21 protein-coding genes are annotated in these 24,486 nt (G+C 74.6%); 8 read left to right on the forward strand and 13 right to left on the reverse strand.

Going from position 1 to position 24,486, the window contains the following annotated elements; genetic code table 11:
• From ACI79S_RS13040 to ACI79S_RS13050, 3 genes are all read right to left on the reverse strand, one after another.
• A partial coding sequence (locus ACI79S_RS13040; RefSeq protein ID WP_456593864.1) for a reprolysin-like metallopeptidase occupies positions 1-1,870 on the reverse strand: 1,870 nt, incomplete at its 3' end.
• Between the two features lie 104 nt (positions 1,871-1,974).
• Positions 1,975-3,702: a reprolysin-like metallopeptidase gene (locus ACI79S_RS13045; RefSeq protein WP_456593865.1), complete on the reverse strand. Its 1,728-nt coding sequence runs from the start codon at positions 3,700-3,702 to the stop codon at positions 1,975-1,977.
• Between the two features lie 180 nt (positions 3,703-3,882).
• Positions 3,883-5,286, reverse strand: a complete 1,404-nt coding sequence (locus ACI79S_RS13050; protein ID WP_456593866.1) for an NAD(P)H-quinone dehydrogenase — start codon at positions 5,284-5,286, stop codon at positions 3,883-3,885.
• 114 nt (positions 5,287-5,400) lie between these two features.
• Here ACI79S_RS13050 and ACI79S_RS13055 point away from each other — a divergent pair, with 114 nt between their 5' ends.
• From ACI79S_RS13055 to ACI79S_RS13065, 3 genes are all read left to right on the forward strand, one after another.
• Positions 5,401-5,868 (forward strand): gamma-glutamylcyclotransferase family protein, encoded by a 468-nt coding sequence (locus tag ACI79S_RS13055; RefSeq protein ID WP_456593867.1) that lies wholly within the window; start codon positions 5,401-5,403, stop codon positions 5,866-5,868.
• A 122-nt stretch (positions 5,869-5,990) separates the two neighbouring features.
• Positions 5,991-6,674, forward strand: a complete 684-nt coding sequence (locus tag ACI79S_RS13060) for an IspD/TarI family cytidylyltransferase (protein WP_456593868.1) — start codon at positions 5,991-5,993, stop codon at positions 6,672-6,674.
• The gene (locus ACI79S_RS13065) at positions 6,667-7,374 is read left to right on the forward strand and encodes an SDR family NAD(P)-dependent oxidoreductase (RefSeq protein ID WP_456593869.1); all 708 of its coding nucleotides are present in this window, start codon (positions 6,667-6,669) and stop codon (positions 7,372-7,374) included. The genes ACI79S_RS13060 and ACI79S_RS13065 overlap by 8 nt, the downstream gene beginning before the upstream one ends.
• A 16-nt stretch (positions 7,375-7,390) precedes the next feature.
• Here the strand turns inward: ACI79S_RS13065 and ACI79S_RS13070 are convergent, their stop codons facing one another.
• The 6 genes from ACI79S_RS13070 to ACI79S_RS13095 all read right to left on the reverse strand — a co-directional run bounded on the left by ACI79S_RS13070 (position 7,391) and on the right by ACI79S_RS13095 (position 16,433).
• A complete protein-coding gene (locus ACI79S_RS13070) occupies positions 7,391-8,632 on the reverse strand; it encodes an acyltransferase family protein (RefSeq protein WP_456593870.1) in 1,242 nt (413 codons plus the stop codon).
• A 123-nt stretch (positions 8,633-8,755) separates the two neighbouring features.
• Positions 8,756-9,760, reverse strand: a complete 1,005-nt coding sequence (gene meaB, locus ACI79S_RS13075; RefSeq protein ID WP_456593871.1) for a methylmalonyl Co-A mutase-associated GTPase MeaB — start codon at positions 9,758-9,760, stop codon at positions 8,756-8,758.
• Entirely contained in the window at positions 9,760-11,967 is a 2,208-nt protein-coding gene (gene scpA, locus ACI79S_RS13080; protein WP_456593872.1) for a methylmalonyl-CoA mutase, read from the reverse strand. Before scpA ends, meaB begins: the two co-directional genes overlap by 1 nt.
• On the reverse strand, positions 11,964-13,940 hold the full coding sequence (locus tag ACI79S_RS13085) for a methylmalonyl-CoA mutase subunit beta (protein ID WP_456593873.1): 1,977 nt from the start codon (positions 13,938-13,940) through the stop codon (positions 11,964-11,966). The genes scpA and ACI79S_RS13085 overlap by 4 nt, the downstream gene beginning before the upstream one ends.
• Positions 13,888-15,231, reverse strand: a complete 1,344-nt coding sequence (locus tag ACI79S_RS13090; protein WP_456593874.1) for an amidohydrolase — start codon at positions 15,229-15,231, stop codon at positions 13,888-13,890. Before ACI79S_RS13090 ends, ACI79S_RS13085 begins: the two co-directional genes overlap by 53 nt.
• Complete coding sequence (locus ACI79S_RS13095) at positions 15,228-16,433, reverse strand: glutamate--cysteine ligase (RefSeq protein WP_456593875.1); 1,206 nt, start codon at positions 16,431-16,433, stop codon at positions 15,228-15,230. Before ACI79S_RS13095 ends, ACI79S_RS13090 begins: the two co-directional genes overlap by 4 nt.
• Positions 16,434-16,547: 114 nt before the next feature.
• Here ACI79S_RS13095 and ACI79S_RS13100 point away from each other — a divergent pair, with 114 nt between their 5' ends.
• From ACI79S_RS13100 to ACI79S_RS13115, 4 genes are all read left to right on the forward strand, one after another.
• Positions 16,548-17,357 carry a purine-nucleoside phosphorylase gene (locus ACI79S_RS13100; protein ID WP_456593876.1) on the forward strand — a complete coding sequence of 270 codons (810 nt, stop codon included), beginning with the start codon at positions 16,548-16,550 and terminating at the stop codon, positions 17,355-17,357.
• Complete coding sequence (locus ACI79S_RS13105; protein ID WP_456593877.1) at positions 17,354-18,172, forward strand: NAD-dependent epimerase/dehydratase family protein; 819 nt, start codon at positions 17,354-17,356, stop codon at positions 18,170-18,172. The genes ACI79S_RS13100 and ACI79S_RS13105 overlap by 4 nt, the downstream gene beginning before the upstream one ends.
• Positions 18,169-19,800 carry a phospho-sugar mutase gene (locus ACI79S_RS13110; RefSeq protein WP_456593878.1) on the forward strand — a complete coding sequence of 544 codons (1,632 nt, stop codon included), beginning with the start codon at positions 18,169-18,171 and terminating at the stop codon, positions 19,798-19,800. The genes ACI79S_RS13105 and ACI79S_RS13110 overlap by 4 nt, the downstream gene beginning before the upstream one ends.
• A gap of 68 nt (positions 19,801-19,868) precedes the next feature.
• A complete protein-coding gene (locus tag ACI79S_RS13115) occupies positions 19,869-20,435 on the forward strand; it encodes a dihydrofolate reductase family protein (RefSeq protein WP_456593879.1) in 567 nt (188 codons plus the stop codon).
• A 19-nt stretch (positions 20,436-20,454) separates the two neighbouring features.
• Here ACI79S_RS13115 and ACI79S_RS13120 read toward each other — a convergent pair whose 3' ends face one another.
• The 4 genes from ACI79S_RS13120 to ACI79S_RS13135 all read right to left on the reverse strand — a co-directional run bounded on the left by ACI79S_RS13120 (position 20,455) and on the right by ACI79S_RS13135 (position 22,901).
• Complete coding sequence (locus ACI79S_RS13120; RefSeq protein WP_456593880.1) at positions 20,455-20,880, reverse strand: DUF805 domain-containing protein; 426 nt, start codon at positions 20,878-20,880, stop codon at positions 20,455-20,457.
• Complete coding sequence (locus ACI79S_RS13125) at positions 20,877-21,767, reverse strand: Gfo/Idh/MocA family protein (protein ID WP_456593881.1); 891 nt, start codon at positions 21,765-21,767, stop codon at positions 20,877-20,879. The genes ACI79S_RS13120 and ACI79S_RS13125 overlap by 4 nt, the downstream gene beginning before the upstream one ends.
• A 2-nt stretch (positions 21,768-21,769) precedes the next feature.
• The gene (gene upp / locus ACI79S_RS13130) at positions 21,770-22,393 is read right to left on the reverse strand and encodes a uracil phosphoribosyltransferase (protein ID WP_456593882.1); all 624 of its coding nucleotides are present in this window, start codon (positions 22,391-22,393) and stop codon (positions 21,770-21,772) included.
• A 67-nt stretch (positions 22,394-22,460) separates the two neighbouring features.
• The gene (locus tag ACI79S_RS13135; protein ID WP_456593883.1) at positions 22,461-22,901 is read right to left on the reverse strand and encodes a hypothetical protein; all 441 of its coding nucleotides are present in this window, start codon (positions 22,899-22,901) and stop codon (positions 22,461-22,463) included.
• A gap of 31 nt (positions 22,902-22,932) precedes the next feature.
• Here ACI79S_RS13135 and ACI79S_RS13140 point away from each other — a divergent pair, with 31 nt between their 5' ends.
• Positions 22,933-24,330, forward strand: coding sequence for a recombinase family protein (locus ACI79S_RS13140; protein WP_456593884.1), 1,398 nt, complete (start codon positions 22,933-22,935; stop codon positions 24,328-24,330).
• Positions 24,331-24,486 lie beyond the last annotated feature (156 nt).

Below are 24,486 nucleotides of genomic sequence, written 5' to 3' on the forward strand. Positions count from 1 at the left end.
TGATCGCGGTGAGCCGGCCGTCGACGTAGACGTGCACCGGCACCGCCGCCGCGGACCGCCAGTCGGGGTCGAAGGCCCACCCGACCACCGAGAGCCTGTCCCCCGACGCCGACAGCCAGTCCCAGTGCGCCGTCGGCAACGCCTGCTGCGTGGTGATCGACCGGCAGCCCAACGGGGTGTTCCGCGAGCTCACATCGACGTCGATCGCGTACACGCACACGGTGTGCGCACCCGGCGCCACCGTCCCCGACCAGCTGAACCCGCGGTTGTCCCCGACCCCGGGGAACGCCGCACCCACGTCCGGCCGCGACGCCTCCGCGGTGATCGCGGTGAGCCGGCCGTCGACGTAGACGTGCACCGGCACCGCCGCCGCGGACCGCCAGTCGGGGTCGAAGGCCCACCCGACCACCGAGAGCCTGTCCCCCGACGCCGACAGCCAGTCCCAGTGGCCGACGGGCTTGTTCACATGGCTGCTCAGCCGCAGCGTCGCACCGGAGGAGTCGGCGCTCTCCAGGGTGACCTGGAAGCTCTCCCCCAGCCAGATCGTCGCGTCGACCGGCAGTGCGTCCTTCCCGGAGAGGTCCGTCTGCCCGGGCCGGGTCGAGCCGTCGAGCAGCAGCGAGGTGTCCTGCCCGCTGCTCTCCCGGCGAACCAGGACGCCCTGCTGCAGGCCCGGCCAGTTCGCGGACGTGCCCAGCCACGCGTCCTGCCCCACCGCCGTCCGGTACTCCAGCCAGTACACGGCGCCCTGCGGCAGGGATGCGCTCCGCCCGGTCGGCACGACGAGCTTCAGCGCCCGCATCCCGGTCCGCCCCCCGGTGGGTGCGAGCGTGATCCGGGTGGTCATCGGCTCGCCGGTGGCGGTGAACGTCGTGACCTGACCGGCGGGCAGGAGGCCCAGCCGGCCAGCGTGCGGAGGGTTGAGCGTGCCCACCGGGCCCCACGAGACGCCCATGACGTCGTACATGTCCTCGTACGCCGCCGTCTGGCAGGACGTGGTGAAGCCCTCCGTGCTGCCGTCGCACCGCAGCGCCGACGAGTGCCCCAGGCCGAAGTTGTGGCCCAGCTCGTGGGCGAGCACCGTCGTGGCCGTGTCCTGCGCGTAGGCCAGACCGCCGCTGCCGGCGCCCGAGCCGACCGTCCCCAGACCGTACGAGCAGCCGGGGGTCCCGTAGGGCACGTAGAGCAGCAGGTGCCGCCCTGGTCCACTGGTCCAGCCGACAGCGGTGGCGACCTCGTCCCACAGCTGGAACGGGGTGCTGCAGCCGGACGTCGTGGTGATCCAGTCGTGGCTTCCGGTGACCGCCACGGTGATGGCACCGTTGCTCTGCTCCTGCCAGAACGTCCGGACGGCGCCGTCGACCGCGGCGACCACGTCGGCCCGCTGCCTGCCGTCGCGCGCCGCTCCGCCGGGCTGGACCATCACCACGGTCACGGCGTTGGTGTGCGGAGCCGTGGTGGCGGCGAGCTCCGCCGGGGCGACCACCTCGGCGGCGACGACCTCCCGAGCGGGCTCCAGGCCCTGCTCCACCGTGGCCTCGTCCTGGATCTCGGCGCCGACGGTCACCTCGACGGTCGCGCCCACCTCGATGCCCTCGACGTCGTCGGTGGGGACGCGGACCGGGGCACCGTCGGCGACGTCGATCCAGCTCAGCAGCCCCTCGTCGGGGTGCTCGGCGTGGTCCTCCTCGGCGTGGTCGACGTGCTCCGGGTCCGCCCAGGCCTGGACGAGCTCCCCGACCACGACGTCGCCGGCAGCCGTCGGCTCCTCCGACCGCGCCGACGGGGCTCCTGCCGCGCTCAGCAGCACGGTACCGACGGTGACGACGACGAGCGGTCGCATGGACCAGGCCCCAAGGGCAGTGCGCACGGCAGGACTCCAGGACGAAGGGACTCTGCGTGCATCGGCACGTGCGGGGCGCAACTGAAATCGAGTCGGGGCCGGCGACGGCCGCTGACGCGGCGGCCGCGGTGTCAGCGCTGACGCAGGCGACGCCGTCGCGCCGTCTGGACCAGCAGCAGGATCGAGCCGCCGGCCACGGCCCCGGCGGCCGGCCCCAGGAGACGGCCGGAGGAGCTGGAGCTGTCGGCGACCGGTTCCAGGGACAGGCCGGGCCGGGGCACCGCGAGGTGGACCACGGGGGCCGTCGCCGGCGGCACCTCCTCCGTCGCCCCGGGCGCGGTGCCCGCAGCCGGCTGCGCGTCCCCGGCCGCCGCGGCCGGCGCGCCGCGCCCGGGGGCGCTCCCCTCGCCGGACCGGGTCTCGACCGCGGCCGCGGCGGCCGTCGCGGGCCGGGCCGCCGGGACCACCTCCAGCACCGCCCCGCTGCCGTCGACGCTGCGCACGGTGACCGTGAAGTCGCCCCCGGAGAGGGTCACGACACCCCCGGCCGGCAGCGCGAACTGGAGGTCGGCCTCCCAGCGGTCGGCCGGGCCGGGCGTCCCGTCCAGCAGCAGCGAGGTGTCGGGGAACTGCCCCGCCCGGCGCAGCAGCACCCCCGCGTCGAGGCGGTAGACGTTGTCGCGGGTGCCGAGCCACGCGTCGCGCCCGGTGGCGGCGCGGAACTCGAGCCAGTAGGCCACGCCCTCGGCGTCCACCAGCCGGAGCGCCCGCAGCCCCGTGCCGCCGGCGAGCGGCGCCAGGGTCACGCTCGCGGCGTCCTCCCCCACCGAGACGATCCGCTGCGCATCGCCGGGCAGGACGCCGAGCGCGGCGGCCTGGACGGCGTTGAGGGAACCGAGCTGCGCCCAGGAGGCGCCCATCACGTCGTAGTAGTCGCGGTAGCCGGCGGTGCGGCAGGAGCCGCCCTCCACCGCGCCGTCGCACTGCTCCCCCGAGGAGTGGCCGAGACCGAAGTTGTGCCCGAGCTCGTGGGCGATCACCGAGGCGCCGCCGTCGCGGACGTAGAGGCGGCCGCCCGACGCGGGCGAGGCACCGACCTGCGCCAGGGCGTACGAGCAGGCCGGCTGGCCGGCGGCCTCGCCGCTCAGCCGGAGCATCAGGTGCTTGCCGGGGCCGGCGGCGAACCCGACCTCCGCGGCGACCTCGTCCCACAGCGCCTGCGGGTCCGCGCAGCCGGCCGTCGTGCTCAGCCAGTCGTGCCGGGCGGTGACGCCGAGGGTGATCGCGCCGCCGGTCTGCTCGGACCAGAACCGGGAGACCGTGCCGTCGACCGTCGCGACGACGTCGCGGAGCCGCGTGCCGTCCGGCTTCGTCCCCGCCGGTGCCACCAGGACGACGGTGACCTCGTTGGTCAGGCCGCCCCGCGGTGCGGGCAGCGGCTCCGGCGTGGGAACCGGCGGCGGGGCCAGGACGTCGCTCTCCAGCACCGTGCGGGCCGGGTCGTGGCCGTCGGCGCTCGCCTCGTCCTCGACGGCCCGCCCGACGGTCAGCTCGACCGTGGCACCGGCCGGGACGTCGGCCACCTGCTCGGCCGGGACGCGCACCGCGCCGTCTGCGGTGGCGACCCAGCTCAACCGGGTGGCGTCGTCGGTCCCCTCGGCGCGGTGCCCCTCGGAGCCCTCCGCCCAGACGTGCACCAGCTCGCCCCGGACCGTGGCCGTCGCCCCGCTGTCCGCGGCGGCCACGGCGGGCACCGCGACGACGCCGAGGCCGGCGGCGAGGATCGCGCCGGCCAGCCCGAGCGCGCGGGACGGACGACGGAGGCCGCGGGGACGACGGAGGTCGCGGTCAGGAGACATCGACTCCTGACTCGGCGGACCGGGGCGGCATCGGCACCGGATCGGCGATGTTGAGCCGAACTCCCGTCACACCCGCCGCAGGCGCCCCGAGGCCCCCAGCCGTGCGCTACGCCGGCACCCCGTCCTGCGCCTGGGTCCGCTCCTCGCTCGCCCCTCGCCGCGATGCTCGCTCGGCTGTCGTCAGGCCAGGTCGTCGGCCCCCATGAGGCGGCGCCCCGCCTCGGTGATCGACCCCGACAGCGACGGGTAGATGGCGAAGGTCTGCGCGAGGTCGTCGACCGTCAGCCCCTTGGTGACGGCGAGCGCGATCGGCAGCACGAGCTCCGAGGCCCCCGGGGAGACGACGACGCCGCCGACGATGACGCCGGTGGACCGCCGCGCGAAGAGCTTCACGAACCCGTCGTGCAGGTCGCTCATCTTGGCGCGGGCGTTGGTCGCCAGCGGAAGCCGCACCGCCTCGACGTCGGCGTTCTCCGCGAGCGACTTCTCCTGGACGCCGACGGTGGCGATCTCGGGGTGGGTGAAGACGTTCGCCGCGACCGTCTTGAGCTTGATCGGGGCGACCGCCTCGCCCAGGGCGTGCCACATGGCGATCCGGCCCTGCATCGCAGCCACGGAGGCCAGCTGGAAGACACCGGTGACGTCGCCGGCGGCGTAGACGCCCGGCACCGAGGTGCGGGAGACCCGGTCGACGACGACGTGGCCGGACTCGGTCACCTGCACGCCGGCCCGCTCGAGGCCCAGCCCGGCGGTGTTGGGCACCGTGCCGACCGTCATGAGGGCGTGCGAGCCCTCGACGCAGCGCCCGTCGGTGAGCTCGACGGCGATGCCCTTCTCGGTGCGCTTCACCCCCGCGGCGCGGCCGCGCTCCAGCCGGCCGCCGCGGGACTGGAAGACCTGCTCGAGCACCTCGGCGGCGTCGGAGTCCTCGCCGGGCAGCACGCGGTCGCGGGAGGAGACGAGGGTGACCGGGACGCCCGCCTCCAGGTAGCCGGAGGCGAACTCCGCGCCGGTGACGCCCGAGCCCACGACCACCAGGTGCTCCGGCGGCTCCTGCAGGTCGTAGACGTCGCGCCAGTCGAGGATCCGCTCGCCGTCGGGCTCGGCCCCGGGCAGCACGCGCGGGTCGGCGCCGGTGGCGATGAGGACGACGTCGCCCTCGACCTCCTCGGTGACGGTGCCGTCCTCGTCGAGGATCTCCACCGCGTGCGCGGCCAGGCCGGGCTCGTCGTCGGCCAGCCGCCCCCGCCCGGCGACGATCCGCACGCCCTCGGCGTCCAGCCGGGCGTGGATGTCGGCCGACTGCGCCATCGACAGGTTCTTCACCCGCTGGTTCGCGGCGGGCAGGTCCAGGCTCACGGTCGCGAGCTCCGCACCGTGCACGCCGAGGACGGCGGAGTCGCGTACCGACGTCATGGCGCCGGCCGCCGCGATCAGGGCCTTGGAGGGGACGCAGTCGGTGAGCACGCTGGCGCCGCCGATGCCGTCGCGCTCGATGACGGTGACCTGCGCACCGAGCTGCGCGGCGACCAGCGCGGCCTCGTAGCCGGCCGGGCCACCACCGATGATGACGATGCGGGTCATGGCTCCATCTTCCGTTGCCGGGCGGTCCGTCGCCCGCCATTGTCCCCGGTGCGCCCCGGATCGGCGCCACCGCCCGTTCCCCGCGGGCGGTGCCGCCTGGTTAGGCTCGCCGGGATGGGCCTCTACGCCGCCTACGGGTCGAACATGGACCCGGCTCAGATGCTGCGCCGGTGCCCGTCGTCCCCGCACGCCGGCACCGGCTGGATCCGCGGCTGGCGGCTGACGTTCGGCGGCGAGGAGCTGGGCTGGGAGGGTGCCCTGGCCACCCTGGTCCCCGCGGACGAGGGATCGGGCGGGGAGACGGCCGGCGTGTTCGTCGCCCTCTACGACCTGACCGAGGCCGACGAGCGAGCGCTCGACGCCTGGGAAGGCGCGGACTCGGGCCTCTACCGCCGGGTGCACCTGCGGGTGCACACCCTGGGCGGCGACGTCGTCGCCTACGTCTACGTGCTGGACGCCTTCGAGGGGGGCCTGCCCTCGGCCCGGCACCTGGGCGCGATGGCCGACGCCGCGGAGGCCGCCGGGGCCCCCGACGACTACACGCGCGAGCTGCGCTCCCGGGAGTGCCGCAGCGCGTTCTGAACCACCCTGCCTGCGGCGGCGATCAGCCGCCCGACCGGTCTGCGAGGATGGGCCGGACTCCGCCGGACGGCTCGGGTGGTCCCCGGACCTCCCCGGCCCCACCCGGACGAGGACGGATCAACGTGTACTCACTCGTTCTGCTCAACGGTGGCAGCGGCACGCGGATGCGCGCCGACCGGCCGAAGCAGTTCCTGACCGTCAACGGCATCCCGATCCTCGTGTACTCGCTCGTCGCCGCCGACGCGGTGCCGGAGCTCGATCAGATCGTCCTCAACTACCCCGAGGGCTGGCGCGAGGAGGTCGAGGGCATCGTCCGCGACTACGCCATCCGGACCCCGGTGGACTACGTCGCGGCCGGCGCCACCCGGCAGGAGTCGGTGGCCGCCGCTCTGAAGCTCTGCCGGAACGGCGACGTCGTCCTGCACGAAGCGGCCCGGCCGCTCGTGCGCTCCGCCGACTTCAGCCGGCTCATCAGCTCGCCCGAGCGGAACGTGAGCTACATGATCCCGATCCCGTTCACCGTGGCCCCGGTGGACCCGGAGACGCGCGCGGTCACCGGTTACCTGGACCGGGACCGGCTGCGCAACGTCCAGTTGCCGCAGAAGTTCGCCCTCGCCGACCTCGCCGAGGCGCACGAGTTCGCCGCGACGCAGGGCCACGGCTTCACCGAGGACGCCTCGATGCTCGCCGCCGCCGGCATCCCGGTGCACTACATCGACGGCCAGGACACGAACATCAAGGTGACCACCCCGACCGACATCCACCTCGCGGTGTCCCTGCTGCACGGGGAGACCGAGGATGTCTGAGGGCCGCACCGTCCTGGTCACCGGGGCGTCGAAGGGGATCGGGCTCCGGACCGCCGAGCGCTTCGCGGCGCGGGACGACGTCGCGCAGCTGGTGCTGGTGGCCCGCAGCTCCCCGGCGTTCGACGACGCCGTCTCGAGGGTCTCCGCGCTGAACCCGGCCGTCGAGGTCACCGCGCACGCCTTCGACCTGGCCGACCGGCCCGGCATCCTCGACCTCGTGCGGGACGTGCATTCGGCCCACGGCAACGTCGACGTGCTGGTCAACAACGCCGGCTACACCAACCCGCAGCCGATCCACCAGATCCGCTTCGAGGAGTTCGAGCGGACCATGGCGGTCAACCTGTACGCCCCGTTCACGATCGTCCAGGAGCTGCTGCACCTGGGGAACAGGTTCGAGGTGGTCGTCAACGTCGCCTCGACGGCGGGCATCCAGGGCCGCTCGGGGTGGCTGACCTACTCGGCGTCGAAGGCCGCGGTCATCAACATGAGCGAGGTCATGCGCGAGGAGCTCGCCATCTACGGCACCCGGGTCGTGTGCATCTCCCCCGGCCGGACCGCGACGGACCTGCGCCGCACGCTGGCGCCCGACGAGGACCCGTCGACGATCATGCAGCCGGAGCACGTGGCCCAGGTGATCGAGATGCTGAGCACGGACGTCGGCCGGTTCGTCGACAGCACCAACCTGGTCGTCCGCCAGTGACCGGTGCCGGGCCGCGTCAGCGCCGCCCGGCACCCGGGGAGGCGGCGTCCAGCAGCTCACCGGCCTGCTCCACCGGCACCCGTGAGGAGGGCAGCGGGGGCAGCGGACGCGACCGGCCACCGCCGGTGGGGTGCGACGTGCCGTCGTGGCGGTCGGCGGACGGTCGGCGCGCCGCGACGGAGGAGAGATCCCGCTCCACCGCCCGCCGCAGCCGGCTCCCGAAGGGCCGCTCGACGAACCGGTGCACGAGGTAGGCGAGCACCAGCATCAGCGCCACGACGACGGCCAGCGCGGCGTAGGCGGGCAACACGGGGCCCAGGCGGTTGAGCAGCACCCAGCCGCTCACCTGGTGGATGACGTAGAGCGGGTACGTCAGGGCGCCGAGGAAGGTCAGCCAGCGCCAGTCCACCCGGCTGACCCGCGTGAGCGTGGCCACCGCCAGCGCCGCGATGCACAGCGTCAGCAGGACGGCCAGCGCACGGAAGGACACCGGGGCGCCGGCCACCCGGACCGACCAGGGGATGTAGTAGGCGGCGCACACCCAGAGGGCGAAGCAGTAGTTCATCGCCAGCAGCAGCCCGATGCCGGCGCTCCACCCCTCGCGGTGCACCAGGTAGATCAGGATGCCGATGCAGAAGAACGGCGCGTAGGTCGGGGCGAGGAGCTCCGTCAGCAGCGGCGAGTCCCAGCGCTGCGCCAGCGCCCCGAGGACCGGCCAGACGAGGCACAGGGCGAGCATCCGCTCCCGGGTGATGCCGATCAGGGCCATCCCCAGCAGGAGCAGGTAGAACTTCAGCTCGACCCAGAGCGTCCAGAAGGCCCCGTCGAGGTTCGGGACGCCGAACGCGCTCTGGAACATCGTGAGGTTGAGGACGGCACCCGGCAGGCCCACCGCGTCCCAGTCGGCCAGGATCGACCGGTTGGTCACCAGGACCACGGCGGTCAGCACGACGGCGAACCAGTACGCGGGGTACAACCGGCCGACGCGGGAGCCGACGAACGACGGCACGGACCTGCCCCACGTGCTCATCAGGATCACGAACCCGCTGATCATGAAGAACAGGTAGGGACCGAAGCCGCCGTAGATGGTGAAGCGGCTGAGGAACGGGAAGACGTCGCGCACGCTCTCGCCCCACGCCACGCTGTCCCGGCCGGTGTAGTGGAAGAGCACCACGGCCAGCGCCGCGACGAAGCGCAGGCTGTCCACGACGCGCAGGCGCCCCTGGTCCGTCGGTCCCTGCTCGCGGTGTGCGACCACGCCTCCCCCTCGATCGGCTCGGGGGAACGGTAGTGGCCGGGCGCACACGCACCGTGACGGATGTGTCCGACACGGGACCCGCGGGGGCGGTGCGCCCGTGACGTGCGCGTGGGGCGGGTGGGATCAGCCGGGGACGTCGTCCGGCCGGCCGAGGAACGCGCCCAGGATCTGCTGCGCGGCCAGCGCCGGGGTCAGCTCCCCCGCCAGCACCGCCTTCTCCAGCTCGGGGACGGCGGCCCGCACCCCGGGGTGCGCGCGCAGCGAGTGCTCCAGCCCGTCGCGCACCAGCTGCCAGGTCCAGCGCACCTGCTGGGTGCGGCGCCGCTCGTCGAAGGCCCCGGACGCCTTCGCCCGCTCCTGGTGCTCGACGAGCTTGGCCCACACCTGGTCCATGCCCTCGCCGGTCAGCCCGGCGCAGGTGAGCACCGGCACGTCCCACGGCTCGCCCCGGCCGCGGAGCATCCGGATCGCCGAGGACAGCTCCCGCGCCGCCTTGCGGGCGTCGGCGGCCGCCGGGCCGTCGGCCTTGTTCACGGCGATGACGTCGGCGATCTCGAGGATGCCGCGCTTGATGCCCTGCAGCTGGTCACCGGTGCGGGCGATGGTCAGGAACAGGAACGAGTCCACCATCTCCGCGACGGTGATCTCCGACTGGCCGACGCCGACGGTCTCGACCAGGACGACGTCGTACCCGGCCGCCTCCACCACGACCATCGACTCCCGCGTCGCCTGGGCGACGCCGCCGAGCGTGCCCGAGGTGGGCGACGGCCGGATGAAGGCGTCCGGGTCGACCGCCAGCCGGGCCATGCGGGTCTTGTCGCCCAGGATCGAGCCGCCGGACCGGGCCGACGACGGGTCGACGGCGAGCACGGCGACGCGGTGACCCGCACCCGTCAGGTCCACCCCGAGCTGGTCGATGAAGGTCGACTTCCCGACGCCGGGGACGCCGCTGATCCCGATGCGGCGCGCTCCCCCGGCGTGCGGCAGCAGCTCGACCAGCAGCTCCTGCGCCTTCTCCCGGTGGTCGGCCCGCCGGGACTCCACCAGCGTGATGGCGCGCGCCATCACCCGGCGGTCCCTCGCGAGCACACCCTCGACGAGCGCCGGTACGTCGACCTCTCTCGCCATCAGTGGCCGAGACGAGAGGACAGGGTCCGCAGCAGCTCCTGCGCCGCCTCGGCGATGACGGTGCCGGGCGGGAAGACCGCCGCGGCGCCCATCTCCTTCAGCGTCGGCACGTCGTCGGGCGGGATGACCCCGCCGACCACGATCAGCACGTCGTCGGCGCCGAGCCCGGCGAGCGCGTCGCGCAGCGCCGGCACCAGGGTGAGGTGGCCGGCGGCCAGCGAGGAGACGCCGACGACGTGCACGTCGGCCTCGACCGCCTGCCGGGCGACCTCGTCGGGCGTCTGGAACAGCGGGCCGACGTCGACGTCGAAGCCGAGGTCGGCGAAGGCGGTGGCGATGACCTTCTGCCCGCGGTCGTGCCCGTCCTGGCCCATCTTGGCCACCAGGATGCGCGGCCGGCGGCCCTCGGCCTCGGCGAACTCCTCGGCCAGGCGGCGCGTCTCCTCCATCGGCCCGGATGCTCCTGCCTCGTCGCGGTAGACGCCGGAGATGGTGCGGACCTGGCCGGCGTGCCGGCCGTAGACGGCTTCGAGGGCGTCGGAGATCTCGCCGACGGTCGCCTTGGCCCGCGCGGCGTCGACGGCGAGCTTCAGCAGGTTGGTGTCCAGGTCGTTGCCGCGGCGGCCGTCGGCGGCGGCGCGGGCGGCGTCGGTGAGCCGGCCCAGCGCCTCGGTGACGGCGCGGCCGTCCCGGTCGGCGCGCAGCTGCTCGAGCTTGGCCTTCTGCTGGGCCAGCACGTCGGCGTTGTCGACCTTCAGGACCTCGATCGCCTCGTCGGCGTCCACCCGGTACTTGTTCACGCCGATGACCGGCTGGCGGCCGGAGTCGATCCGCGCCTGGGTGCGGGCGGCGGCCTCCTCGATGCGCAGCTTCGGGATGCCGTCGTCGATGGCCTGCGCCATGCCGCCGTGCTCGGCGACCTCCTGGATGTGCGCCCAGGCGCGGCGGGCCAGGTCGTAGGTGAGCTTCTCGACGTAGGCCGAGCCGCCCCACGGGTCGACGACGCGGGTGGTCCCCGACTCCTGCTGGAGCATCAGCTGGGTGTTGCGCGCGATGCGGGCGGAGAAGTCGGTGGGCAGCGCGAGCGCCTCGTCGAGGGCGTTGGTGTGCAGCGACTGGGTGTGCCCCTGGGTCGCCGCCATCGCCTCCAGGCAGGTGCGGACGACGTTGTTGTAGACGTCCTGCGCGGTCAGCGACCAGCCCGAGGTCTGCGAGTGGGTGCGCAGCGACAGCGACTTGGGGTTCTGCGCCCCGGCCTCCTTCACCAGCTTCGCCCACAGCAGGCGCCCGGCCCGCAGCTTCGCCACCTCCATGAAGAAGTTCATGCCGATGGCCCAGAAGAAGCTCAGCCGCGGCGCGAACGCGTCGACGTCCATCCCCGCGGCCTGACCGGCCTTCAGGTACTCGACGCCGTCGGCCAGCGTGTAGGCCAGCTCCAGGTCGGCCGTGGCCCCGGCCTCCTGGATGTGGTACCCGGAGATCGAGATCGAGTTGAACTTCGGCATCTGCTTCGAGGTGAAGCTGAAGATGTCGCTGATGATCTGCATCGAGGGCTTGGGCGGATAGATGTAGGTGTTCCGCACCATGAACTCTTTGAGGATGTCGTTCTGGATGGTCCCGGTGAGCTGCTCCGGGGCCACCCCCTGCTCCTCGGCCGCGACGATGTAGAGCGCGAGCACGGGCAGCACGGCGCCGTTCATCGTCATGGACACCGACATCTTGTCCAGCGGGATGCCGTCGAACAGCTGCCGCATGTCCAGGATCGAGTCGATCGCCACGCCCGCCATGCCGACGTCGCCGGGCACCCGCGGGTGGTCGGAGTCGTAGCCGCGGTGCGTGGGCAGGTCGAACGCGATCGACAGACCCTTCTGGCCGGCGGCGAGGTTGCGCCGGTAGAAGGCGTTGGACTCCGCGGCGGTGGAGAAGCCCGCGTACTGGCGGACCGTCCACGGCTGCGTCGTGTACATCGTCGGGTAGGGGCCCCGCAGGAACGGCGGCAGCCCGGGCAGGGTGTCGAGGAAGTCCAGGCCCTCGAGGTCGGCGGGGGTGTACAGCGGCGGGACGGCGATGCCCTCCGGGGTCTCCCAGGTCGCCTCCGCCACGCCACGGCCGGTGGCCTCCTCGAAGGCCTTGGCCCAGTCCTCCGCCGAGGTGCCGGCCGACGGGCGGCCCAGCTCGACGTCGCCGAAGTCGGGGATCGCGCTCATGCCTGCACTCCTTCGAGACCCAGCTGCTCGTGGACCGTCCGCAGCGCCGAGAGCGCGTCGCACCCGGCGTGCACGTAGCCGTCGACGCCGTCGACGGCGAGGTCGGGCTTGCCGGCCAGCCACACCTGCGTGGCGCCGGCCGCCTTCAGCTCCGCCGCCAGCGCCGCGGCGGACTCGGCGTAGTCCTTGTCGGTGCCGCAGATGCAGGCGACGGTCGTGCCGGCGTCCGCGAGGCCGCCGGCGCCGTCCCCGGCCGGGGTGGCCAGCCCACCGGCCTGGAACAGGTTGGCCGCGAAGGTCGCCCGCGCGGTGTGCCGCGCGATCGGCCCGAGGGTGGCCAGGTAGACGCTCGGCCGCTCCCCGCCCGACGACGTCGCCGCGTCGGCGGCGTCGCGCAGCTCCTCGAACTCCTGCGCGGCCCGCACCCGCGGCAGCCCGCCGGTGGCCGGCAGCACCTCGGCGGCCGGCCGGCGCTCGGGCAGCTTCTCGGTGAGGTTGGGGAACTCGCTGACGCCGGTGATCGCGTCCGCCCGCGTGGCCAGCCGCTTCGCGCGCGCGTCCCACGCCCGCGCGACCCGGTCGCGGACGAGGCCCGAGGAGAGGGCCGCCGCCAACCCGCCGGCCCGCTCGATCTCGGTGAACCAGGCCCAGGCCGCCCGGGCAAACTCGTCGGTGAGCGACTCCACGTACCAGGATCCACCGGCCGGGTCGAGCACCCGGCCGAGGTGCCCCTCCTCCACGAGCAGGTTCTGCGTGTTGCGCGCGATCCGGCGGGAGAAGGAGTCGGGCAGCCCGAGCGCGGCGTCGAACGGCTGCACCGTGACGGCGTCCGCGCCGCCGACGCCGGCGGCGAAGCAGGCCACGGTGGTGCGCAGCATGTTGACCCACGGGTCGCGCTTCGTCGTCATCACCGACGAGGTGACGGCGTGCTGGTGCTGGGCGCGAACCTCGGGCGAGGCGCCGCTGACCTCGCCGACCCGGTCCCACAGCCGGCGCGCCGCACGCAGCGCGGCGATGGTCGTGAACTGGTCGGCCGAGGCGGCGTAGCGGAACTCGAGCTGCGCGACCGCCTCGTCGACGGTCAGCCCGCCGCCGGTCAGCGCCCGGAGGTAGGCGACGCCCGCGGCCAGCGAACAGCCGAGCTCCTCGACCACCGACGCCCCGGCGTCGTGGAAGACGGTGCCGTCGACGACGACGGTGCGCAGACCGGCGTGGGCGGCGGCCCGGCGGGCGACGTCGGCCAGCCCGGTGAGGTCCTGCTCCTCCCCCGAGGCGGCCTGGACGCCGAGCGGGTCGAGCCCCAGCGAGCCACCGGGTGCGAGGTCGGTACGGCCCGCCACCAGGTCGAGGAACGCCTCGGCCGCCGCCTGCGCCTCGCCCACCCCCGGCCCGCCCTGCACGCTCACCGGCGCCAGGTCGAGGTAGACGTCGGAGAGCACGTCGCCGAGGGAGTCGACGGGGATGGCGCCCTCGCCGAGGACCAGCCACAGCGAGGTGACGCCGTTCTCCAGGTCGGCGGCGATCGCCTCCCGGGTGACGGCGACATCGGGGTGCGCGTGCCGCTGCCGGATGTCCCACCCGCCGGACGCGCCGCCCTCGGCGCCACCGGACGCGGCGACCTCGGTCGACCCGGCCGGCCCGCCGGCGGGACGGGCCCCGCGCACGAACGGCGGCAGGCCGGGCACCCCGACGCCCGCGGGGAGGTCGCCGGCGTCCTCGGCGGTGTAGAGCGGCGCCACCGTCACACCCGGGGCCACCGGACGGCGCAGCGCGTCCTCGACCGGGTCGGGGAGGTCCTCCCGGCCGGCCTTGCGCAGCACGCCGCTGACCAGTTCGCGCCACTGCTCGCGGGTCACCGCGTCGAACTCACCCGCGAGCACGAGGTCGTCGGGGACCGCGTGCTCGGCCGGCACGTCGGCGTCAGCCGGTGCGCTTCCCGGACCGCTGCTGGTCCGCTGGTCGGTGGAACTCATCCTCGGGTTCCCGCCTCTCGTCCAGGGCTCGTCGGGCAGAAGTGTCTCCGGGCGCGGGTCGGCGCGTGCGAGGGGGTGCCTGGACGCCGGTCGCCGCGTGCTCGGCGTCGGCCTCCAGCGCCAGCAGCGCGGTGCGGGAGAGCAGCCGCACGCCGACGCCGATGGCCCGCTCGTCGACGTCGAAGGTGCCCCGGTGCAGGTCGAGCGGGGCGCCGCCGCCGTGGGTGCCCAGCCGGGCCAGCGCGATCGGCATGACGTCGGCGAACCAGCCGAAGTCCTCCCCGCCCATGCTCTGCGGCGACAGGACCAGGTTGTCGGCGCCCACGGTGCCCAGCGCCGCCGTGCGCAGCAGGGCGACCGCCCGCGGGTCGTTCACCACCGGCGGCACCCCGCGGATGTAGTCCACGTCGACCTGGGCGCCGGTGGTGGCGACGACCCGCTCGACCAGGGAGCGCAGCAGGTCCTCCGCGCCCTTCCAGGCCTCCCGGTCGAGCACCCGGACCGTGCCGCGGAGCGTGCCGCGCTGCGGGATGGCGTTGGCCGCGACCCCGGCGTTCACCGCGCCCCAGACCAGCGACATCCCCGCCCGGGGATCGACCTGCCGGGAGAGCAGCGAGGGCAGGTCGGTGATCAGCCGGCCGAGGGCGTCGACCAGGTCGACGGTGAGCTGCGGGCGGGCGGTGTGCCCGCCGGGTCCGGTGAGCGTCACGTCCATCCGGTCGCAGGCGGCGGTGATCGGGCCGGTGCGCAGGCCGATCCTCCCGGCCGGGATCGACGGGTCGCAGTGCAGGGCGAAGGCGCGGGACGCCCCGTCGAGGACGCCGGAGGCGACGACCTCCGTGGCGCCGCCGGGCACGGTCTCCTCGGCGGGCTGGAAGACGCACCGGACGGTGCCGGGGAGGCCGTCCAGCGACGCGAGCGCGACGGCCACGCCGAGGACCACCGTGGTGTGCACGTCGTGCCCGCAGGCGTGGGCCAGTCCCTCGCGGGTGGAGGCGTACGGGACGTCCTTGAGGTCCTTCAGGGGCAGCGCGTCGATGTCGGCGCGCAGCACGACGACCGGTCCCCCGCCCGTCCCGACGTCGACGGTGAGCCCCGTGCCGGTGGGCAGCCGGCGCGGCGTGAGCCCGTGGTGGCGCAGCCGCTCCTCGAGGAACGAGGTGGTCTCGAACTCCGCGTAGCCGAGTTCGGGGTGGGCGTGCAGGTGCCGCCGGGTGGCCGACAGCGCGGACGCGTTGGCGGTGGCCCACTCGTCGACCGCGGCACCCAGCTTCTCCACGACCGGGGTCACGCTGCGTGCCCCCCCGCGCACTCGGCCGGCCCGGGCACCGGTCCGTCGGGGCGCCCGGAGGGACCGCGCGCCGGCAGGCCGTCGCGCAGCTCGGCGAGCAGGCTGTCGACGACGGGGACCAGCTCGCCGTCGTGCTCCAGGGCCACGGCCCGCTGCCGCTGGTAGGAGGCGCCGACCTCCAGGATGCGCAGGACGTCGGCCAGCTCGGCCTCGCACTCCAGCCTCCGCGCGGTCGGCATCAGCTCGGCCACCAGCTCGGCGATGGCGTCGCGCACCGGCCGGACCGCGTAGTGCTCGTCGACCACGATCTCGGCGTCCAGGCCGTACCGGGAGGCCCGCCACTTGTTCTCGCGGACGACCCACTCCTCGGGCCGGGGCAGGGTGTAGCCGCGGTCGAGCTGGGTGTCGAACTGCTCGACCAGGCACTGCGCGAGCGCGGCGACCGCGCCGACCTCGTCGAGGGTCGGGAGGCCGTCGCAGATGCGCAGCTCCACGGTGCCGAAGTCCGGGTGCGGGCGGATGTCCCACCACACCTCGCGGACGCTCTCGATGCTCTTCGTGGAGATCAGCGTCTCCATGTACTCCTCGAACTCGCCCCAGTCGGCGAGCTGGAAGGGCAGGCCCGCGGTGGGCATGCCCTCGAAGACCTTGGTCCGGGCCGAGGCGAGGCCGGTGTCGCAGCCGACCCAGAACGGCGAGGACGACGACAGGGCGAGGAAGTGCGGGACGTACGCGCACAGCGCGTTGACGATCGGGATGACCTTCTCCGGTGCCCGGACACCGACGTGCACGTGGACGCCGAAGATCTGCATGCGGCGGGCCAGCCACTGCATGCGCTCGACCAGCTGCTGGTAGCGCTCCTTGGGCGAGATCTCCTGGGACTGCCAGTCGGTGAAGGGATGGGTGCCGGCGCACAGCACCCCCAGCCCCCGCCGGTCGGCCTGGGCGACCACCTCGGCGAGGGTGCCGGCGAGGTCGGCCTTCGCCTCGCCCACCGTGGTGCAGACGCCGGTGATGATCTCGACCGTCGACTGCAGCAGCTCGTGCTTGGCCTTGGGGTGCTCGTCGGCCCCGTCGGGACGCAGCGCCTCCAGGACCTCGTTGGCGCCGGAGGAGAGCTCGCGGGTCTCCCGGTCGACGAGCTGCAGCTCCCACTCCACCCCGAGGCTGGCGCGTTCCGAGCTACGGAAAGGGATCTCCACCTCCGGGAGTCTAGAAGGACCTGCCTGCCCCCCGTCCCTCGCTCCGCTCGGTGCGGGGCCCTGCAGGCAGGCCGTTCCATCTCGTCACCTGCCCGGTTGCGTTAGCGTCCCTGCGTGAGCGAGCACCCCGGAACCGATCCCACCGCACTGGCCGCGCAGGCGGCCGACGCCCTGACCACCGCGCTCGGCGGTCCGCACGACGTCGCCGTCGTCATGGGCTCGGGCTGGGCGCCGGCGGCCGACGCGTTCGGCGAGACCGCCGGATCGGTGGCGATCGGCGACCTGCCCGGTTTCGCGGCCCCGACCGTCGTCGGGCACGGCGGCGAGATCCGCTCGGTCCGGGTGGGCGAGCGCAGGGTGCTGCTGTTCCTGGGCCGCACCCACTACTACGAGGGGCGCGGCGTCGAGCCGGTCGTGCACGGCGTGCGCACCGCCGCGGCCGCGGGCGTGCGGACGATCGTCCTGACCAACGCCGCCGGCGGGCTGGCCCCCGAGCACCGGGTGGGCCAGGCGGTGGTCATCTCCGACCACCTCAACCTGACCGCGCGGTCACCGCTGGTCGGCGCGAACTTCGTCGACCTCACCGACCTCTACTCCGGCCGGCTCCGCGCCCTGGCCCGGGAGCTGGACCCGTCACTGCTCGAGGGCGTCTACGCCCAGCTGCCCGGCCCGCACTTCGAGACGCCGGCCGAGATCCGCATGCTGCGCACGCTCGGCGCCGACCTGGTCGGCATGTCCACCGCGCTGGAGGCCATCGCGGCCCGCGCCGCGGGGGTCGAGGTGTTCGGTCTGTCGATGGTCACCAACGCCGCGGCCGGCATCACCGGTGCGGCGCTGGACCACGAGGAGGTCCTCGCCGCGGGCAAGGCCGCCGCCGGGCGGCTGGGGCAGTTCCTGGTGCAGCTCATCGAGCGGCTCCCGTGACCGGCCCCGTCCTCGTCACCGGCGCCGCCGGCCGGATCGGCACGGTCCTGCGCGGCGGCCTGCCGGAGCGCGGCTGGGCGGTGCGCAGCCTCGACGTCGTGCCGGTGACCGGACCCCGTCCGGGCGAGGAGCACCTCGTCGCCGACGTCACCGACCTGGCGGCCATGACCGACGCCGCCCGCGGCGCGTCGGCCGTGGTCCACCTCGCGGGCATCTCCGGTGAGTCGACGTGGGCGGCGATCTCGCACGCCAACATCCAGGGCACCTACTGCGCGCTCGAGGCGGCCCGGCAGGCCGGCGTCCGGCGCGTGGTCCTGGCCAGCAGCAACCACGCGTCCGGGTACACCGAGCGCCCCGCGGACGGGCTGCTGCGCGAGGCCGACGCCCCGCCGCGGCCGGACACCTACTACGGCGTCTCGAAGGTCGCGATGGAGGCGCTGGGCTCGCTGTACGTGGACCGCTACGGCCTCGACGTCGTCTGCCTGCGGATCGGCAGCGCCTTCGCCGAGCCGACCACGACCCGCCAGCTCTCCACCTGGCTCTCCCCCGCCGACACCGTCGCGCTGGTCGATGCCGCGCTCACCGCGCCGTCGCCGGGCTTCCGCGTGGTGTGGGGGGTGTCCGACAACACCCGCCGCTGGTGGGACCTCTCCGCCGCGGAGGCCCTGGGCTACCGGTCCACCGACGACGCCGAGGGGTACGCCGGGGCGCTGATCGGCACCCACGGCGAGCCCGACCTCTCCGATCCGGTGCACCATCGGGTCGGGGGCGAGTACACGACCGCCGACTTCGACGCGGAGAACTTCCCGGCATGACCCAGGAGCTGCTCGACACCGCCCGCGCCTGGGCCGACGCGGACCCGCACGAGGGCGACCGCGCCGAGATCACGGCGCTGGTCGACGCCGGGGACACCGCGGAGCTCGAGCGCCGGTTCGCCGGTCCGCTGACCTTCGGGACGGCGGGGCTGCGCGGACCGCTGCGCGCCGGGCCGGCCGGGATGAACGCCGCCGTCGTCACCCGTGCGGCCGCGGGACTGGCCTCCTGGCTGACGGCGGCCGGGCACGCGGGCGGCGGCGTGGTGATCGGGTTCGACGCACGCCGCCGGTCCGACGAGTTCGCCCGCATCTCCGCCGAGGTGCTGGCCGGGGCGGGCTTCGCCGTGCAGGTCATGCCCCGCCCGCTGCCGACGCCGGTGCTCGCCTTCGCCGTCCGCCACCTGGGGTGCGCGGCCGGGATCATGGTGACCGCCAGCCACAACCCGCCCGACGACAACGGCTACAAGGTCTACCTCGGCGACGGCGCGCAACTGGTGCCGCCGGCCGACCGGGAGATCGAGGCCGCGATCGCCGCGGTGGGCAGCGCGCGCGACGTGCCGCGGTCCGACGACTGGCTGACCCTCGGGGACGGCATCGAGACCGACTATGTCGACGCCGTCGTGCGGGCGGTCGACCCCGGCCGGGTGCCCGCCGACGCCCGCTCGGCGCTGACCGTCGCCTACACCGCGATGCACGGCGTGGGCGCCGGGACGACGCGCGCGGTCTTCGCCGCCGCGGGCCTGCCCGCGCCGGTGAGCGTGCCGGAGCAGGACGCCCCCGACCCCGCCTTCCCGACCGTGGCCTTCCCGAACCCGGAGGAGCCCGGGGCGGTGGACCTGCTGCTGGCCCTGGCCGACCGGGTGGGCGCCGACGTGGCGATCGCCGAGGACCCCGACGCCGACCGCTGCTCGGTGGTGTGCGGCGGGCGGCAGCTCACCGGCGACGAGGTGGGCGCGCTGCTCGCGGACTGGCTGCTGCGCCGCGGCGTGCGCGGCACCTACGCGTCGTCGCTGGTGAGCGGCTCGCTGATGCACGTCGTCGCCGAGGCGCACGGGGCCCCGTCGGAGGAGACGCCGACCGGGTTCAAGTGGATCATGCGGGCCGGGTCCGAGGCGGCGCCGCTGGTGTACGGGTACGAGGAGGCGCTGGGCTACTCGGTGGCGCCGTCGGTGGTGCGGGACAAGGACGGCATCTCCGCGGCGCTCGCCGTCGCGCTGCTCGCGGCGGAGCTGAAGGCCGACGGGCGGACGGTCCTGGACCGGCTGGACGAGCTGGCCACCGAGCACGGCCTGTTCGTCACCGGGCAGCTGTCGGTGCGGGTCGAGGACCTCTCGGTCATCGCCGGGGCGATGGCGCGGGTGCGCTCGGCGCCGCCGGCCACCCTGCTGGGCCGGCCGGTGGAGTTCGCCGATCTCGCCGAGGGGTCGCCGCCGGTGGACGCCGTCCGGCTGCTCGGCGAGGGCGTGCGGGTCATCGTGCGGCCCAGCGGCACCGAGCCGAAGCTGAAGGCCTACCTGGAGACGGTCGTCCCGGTGCACGACGACGCCGGCCTGATCGCCGCCCGCGGCCGCGGTGCCGACGAGCTGGACCAGCTGCGCGCGGAGATGTCGGCGGCGCTCGGCGTCTGACACCGATCAGTTCCGCCCGCCCGAGCCGTCTCCACCACGACGAGCGCCAGGAGCGGAGCGGAGGCAGCATGCGGAAGATCGTCGTCCACCTGGGGGTGTCCCTCGACGGGTTCTTCGAGGGCCCCGACCACGACATCAGCTGGCACGTGATGGACGAGGAGCTGCACGGCTGCATCAACGCGCAGCTGGCGACGGCGAGCGCCTTCCTCGAGGGACGGGTCACCCAGGAACTGATGGCCGCGTACTGGCCGGCGGCCGACGAGGACCCGGCCGCGTCCGCACCGGAGAAGGAGTTCGCCGGCATCTGGCGGGCCATGCCGAAGATCGTGTTCTCCCGCACCCGGGACGAGGTCCCGTGGGCCACCGAGCTCCGGCGCGAGGTCGACCCGGAGGAGATCCGGGCGCTCCAGCAGCGCCCCGGCGGTGACATGGTGCTCGGCGGGCCGGACCTCACCGCGACCTTCCGCCGGCTGGACCTCGTCGACGAGTACCGGTTGTTCGTGATGCCCGTCCTGATCGGCCGCGGCCGGCGCCTCTTCCGGGACGCCGGCTCCTCCACCGGCCTGGAGCTGCTGGAGACCCGACGGTTCGGCAACGGGGTCGTCATGCTCTGCTACGGGGTGGCAGGCCGCTGAGGCGGCTGCCGGCCGGGGTTCAGCGCGGTGGCGGGCCGTACCGGTTGGGGCGCGGCTGGGTGCCGAGGAAGCCGATGGTCACCAGCAGGACCAGCCAGCCGATGCCGGGCAGCAGGTGCCACAGCAGCCACCAGGCGGAGTGGTCCCGGTCGTGCAGCCGGGTGACCATCGCGGCGACGTTCGGCACGAGCAGGACCAGCGCCGAGATCGCCGTCACCGGTCCGCCCTGGTCCGGGAACGGCCAGAGCAGGTCGAACCCCTCGTCGCGGCTGATGCGGGGGTAGCTGTCGGGGAACCACGTCGCGTCGATCGAGGTGGCGACCACCCCGAGCACGGCGAACACCAGCACGTACCGCAGCCACCAGTCCCGCCGCCGGATCCGCCCGGTGGGCAGGTACCAGTCCACCGGTGTCCACGGCCGCTGCTCCGGAGCGGCGCTGGTCATCCGCGGACGGGTTCGCGGCAGCCGGAGTCCAGCGCCCGGGCGGCCGTCGCCAGCACGGCGACGACGTCCCGGCCGAACCCCACGTCGCAGGGGTGGGTGCCGCCGGCGATCGCGGCGGAGGTCAGCTCGTCGACGGCGACGGAGAACGCCTCCACCGGGGCCTCGACGTCGGGCAGGAGGACGAGCCGGCCGGCGTCCCCGTGCACGAAGAACTCGATCCCGGTCGACATGGGCGCCACCGTGTGCGAGAGCGTCACGGTCGACGCCGTGCCCGACTCGTGCGTGAGCACCAGGTGCACGGTGTCCCGGAGCCCCGCGCCGGCCTGCACGGCGACGACCGGCCCCAGCGCCGGCACCAGCACCGACAGCGCGTGCGGGCCGATGTCCCAGAGCGCCCCGTGCTCCTGGCGCCAGGGCGAGGTGGCGAAGGGCGTGCCCGCCAGCGAGGAGAGCCAGGAGCCCGCGCCGCCGGCCAGGCGGGTCCGGGCGGCCTGGGTGAGCCAGGTGGAGGTCGCCGCCTGGAAGCGGAAGGTGAAGAAGACGACGGAGGCGACCCTGGCGGCGCGCACCGCGTCGACCACCCGGTCGGCCGCGGCCACGTCGAGGGCGATGGGCTTCTCGAGCAGGAGGTGCTTGCCCGCCTCCGCCGCCCGCACGGCGAGCGGTGCCTGGACGTGCGGGGGCAGCGCGATGGCGACGGCGTCGACGTCGGCCAGCAGCGCGTCGAGGTCGGCGTAGAAGGGGACCTCGAACTCCGCCCCCAGCGCCTCGGCCCGTTCGGCGTCGCGCCCCCACACCCCGGCCAGCTCGGCCGACGGGTGGTCGGCGAGGGCGGTCGCGTGCACCGCACGCGCCCAGTGACCGGTGCCGAGGACCCCGAACCGCACGGTCAGACCGAGCCGAACTGGCGGTCGCCGGCGTCGCCGAGGCCCGGGACGATGTAGGCCTTGTCGTTGAGCCCCTCGTCGACGCTCGCGGTGAAGACGCGCAGCGGCAGCCCGCTCTGCTCGAGCCGGCGGATGCCGTCGGGAGCGGCGAGCGCGCACAGCACCGTGATCGAGGTGGTGCCGCGCGCGGTGAGCAGCTGGCAGCAGTGCACGAGCGATCCGCCGGTGGCGAGCATCGGGTCGAGGACGAAGACGTCGCGGCCGACCAGCGACTCCGGCAGCGAGGCCATGTAGGCCTCGGGCTGGAAGGTCTCCTCGTTGCGCGCGAGCCCGACGAAGCCCATCTGCGACTCCGGCAGCATCCCGTGCGCGGTGTCGGCCATGCCCAGGCCCGCCCGCAGCACGGGCACGATGAGCGGCGGGGCGGCCAGCCGGTAGCCGGTCGTCGTGGTGACCGGGGTGGTGATCGGCTCCTCGGCCACCGCGAGGTCGCGGGTGGCCTCGTAGACCAGCATCTGCGTGAGCTCGCGCAGGGCGGCGCGGAACATGGAGTTGTCCGTGCGCTCGTCCCGCATCCGGGAGAGGCGGGCACGGGCGAGCGGGTGGTCGACGACGGTCAGCTGCACGCCGGACACCGTATCGGCACTCGGCGATGCGTTCGCCCGGTCACTGCGGGTCGCCCCGACCGGGCGCTCAGGCGGCGACCAGCGGGGTGCCGCGGGCCTCCGCAGCCAGGCGGCGCCGCAGGTCCCGGTTCCCCATCAGGACTCCCACGGCCCAGGCCATGTCCATGCGCTCACCGCCCGCGCGCATCGCGTCGGGCAGCGGGGGCGCCCCCTCCGGGAACAAGGGGTCCGCTGACGCACCGGGGGCACCGGCCGCCGGGCGCGGAACCGGTGGAGCCCCCGGCCGGCGGGCGGCAAGCTCATCGATCGGCTGCACGCCGACGAAGGCAGCCGGGGCGGTGGCCTCGGGGCTCTCGCCCGGACCCGCCAGGCCGTGGGCGAAGGCCGCGTCGGCGGCACCCCACACCCGCCGCCCGTCGGGGGTGAGAGCGACCAGCCGGCCGTCGCGCCGCGTCAGCACCAGGTCCAGCTCGTGCACCGACCCGTGGTCGACGTCGCAGAGCAGCACCAGGTTACTGGCGCTTCGTTAATCTGCCCCCATGCCAGAGGTCAGAGCAGCGGCGGTCTACGCGCGGATCAGCAGCGACACCGAGGGCAAGGCCCTGGGCGTCACTCGCCAGTTGGAGGACTGCCGCCGCCTGGCCGAGCAGGTGGGCTGGCCGATCGCGCAGGAATACGTGGACAACGACCTGTCGGCCTACTCCGGCAAGCGCCGCCCGGCGTATCAGCAGATGCTCACCGACCTGGCAGACGGGCTGCGGGACGCGGTGATCTGCTACCACGTTGACCGGCTCACCCGCCGTCCGGTGGAGTTGGAGCAGTTCGTCGCCACGGTGGACGCCGCCGGAGTGCGCAAGGTGCGGTTCGTGTCCGGGGACATGGACCTGGGCACCGGCGACGGGCTGCTGATCGGAAGGATCATGGCGGCGGTGGCAGCGAACGAGTCAGCGGCCAAGAGCCGTCGCATGCGGCGCAAGTGGGAGCAGAACGCCGCCGCCGGGGTGCCGCACGGCGGCAGCACCCGCCCGTTCGGCTACGAGGCCGACCGGGTGACCGTGCGACCGGACGAGGCCGAGGTGATCCGGGCGCTGGTCGCCCGCTACCTGGCCGGGGAGAGCCTGCGGTCGCTGTGCACCTGGCTCACCGACTCCGGCGTGTCCACCGTGACCGGCCGGGAGTGGCGATCCCCGACCCTGCGCGGGCTGCTGCGCTCCGGGCGCATCGCGGGGCTGCGCGAGCACCTGGGCGAAGTCGTCGGCCCCGCGCAGTGGCCCGCGATCATCGACCCCGCCGACCGGGACCGGGTGCTGGCCCGCATGGCCGAGCGCGTCGCCAGCGGACGGCGCACCCCCCGCCGCTATGTGCTGTCCGGGCTGCTGCGCTGCGGCAAGTGCGGCGGCAAGCTCTACGCCTCCCCGCGCGAGAACTCCCGCCGCTACGTCTGCCTGCGCGGCCCCGACCACGGCGGCTGCGGGCGGCTCACCGTCGTCGCCGAGCCGCTCGAGGCGCTCCTGGTCGAGGCCGTGCTGCAGCGCCTGGACGGTCCCGAGCTGGCCGAGGTGCTGGCCGGCCGGCGCGACGACACCGCGGCCGCGAAGCTCTCCGACGGACTGGCCGGCGACCAGGCCCAGCTGGACGAGCTGGCGGTGATGTTCGGCAAGCAGGAGATCAGCGCCCGGGAGTGGCGCGCGGCCCGCGAGCCGATCGAGCGGCGCATGGCCGACCGCCAGCGACAGCTGGCAACGCTCACCCGCACCGACGCGCTGATCGGCCTACCGGGCACCGGCGGTCACCTGCGCGAGCAGTGGGACGGCCTCAGCCTGTCGCGGCAGGCGTCGATCGTGTCAGCGGTGCTCGACCATGCGGTGATCGAGCCAGGTCAGTCCGGCTCCCGATCGTTGGACCCCTCGCGGGTGCGGGCGGTCTGGCGAGGATGACGCCGACCGGGGCCGTCCCGTCCCGCGCTTCGCGCGGTTCCGGGACCGGCCACCGGTGGCGGCACCAGCGCCGCCACATTCGCCAGCACCTGCGGGTCGGTCACCCGCACCGGCACGCCCTGGGCGGCACAGGAGGCGGCCAGCCACTCGGCCACC

It is taken from the genome of Blastococcus sp. SYSU DS1024 (genome assembly GCF_054050795.1).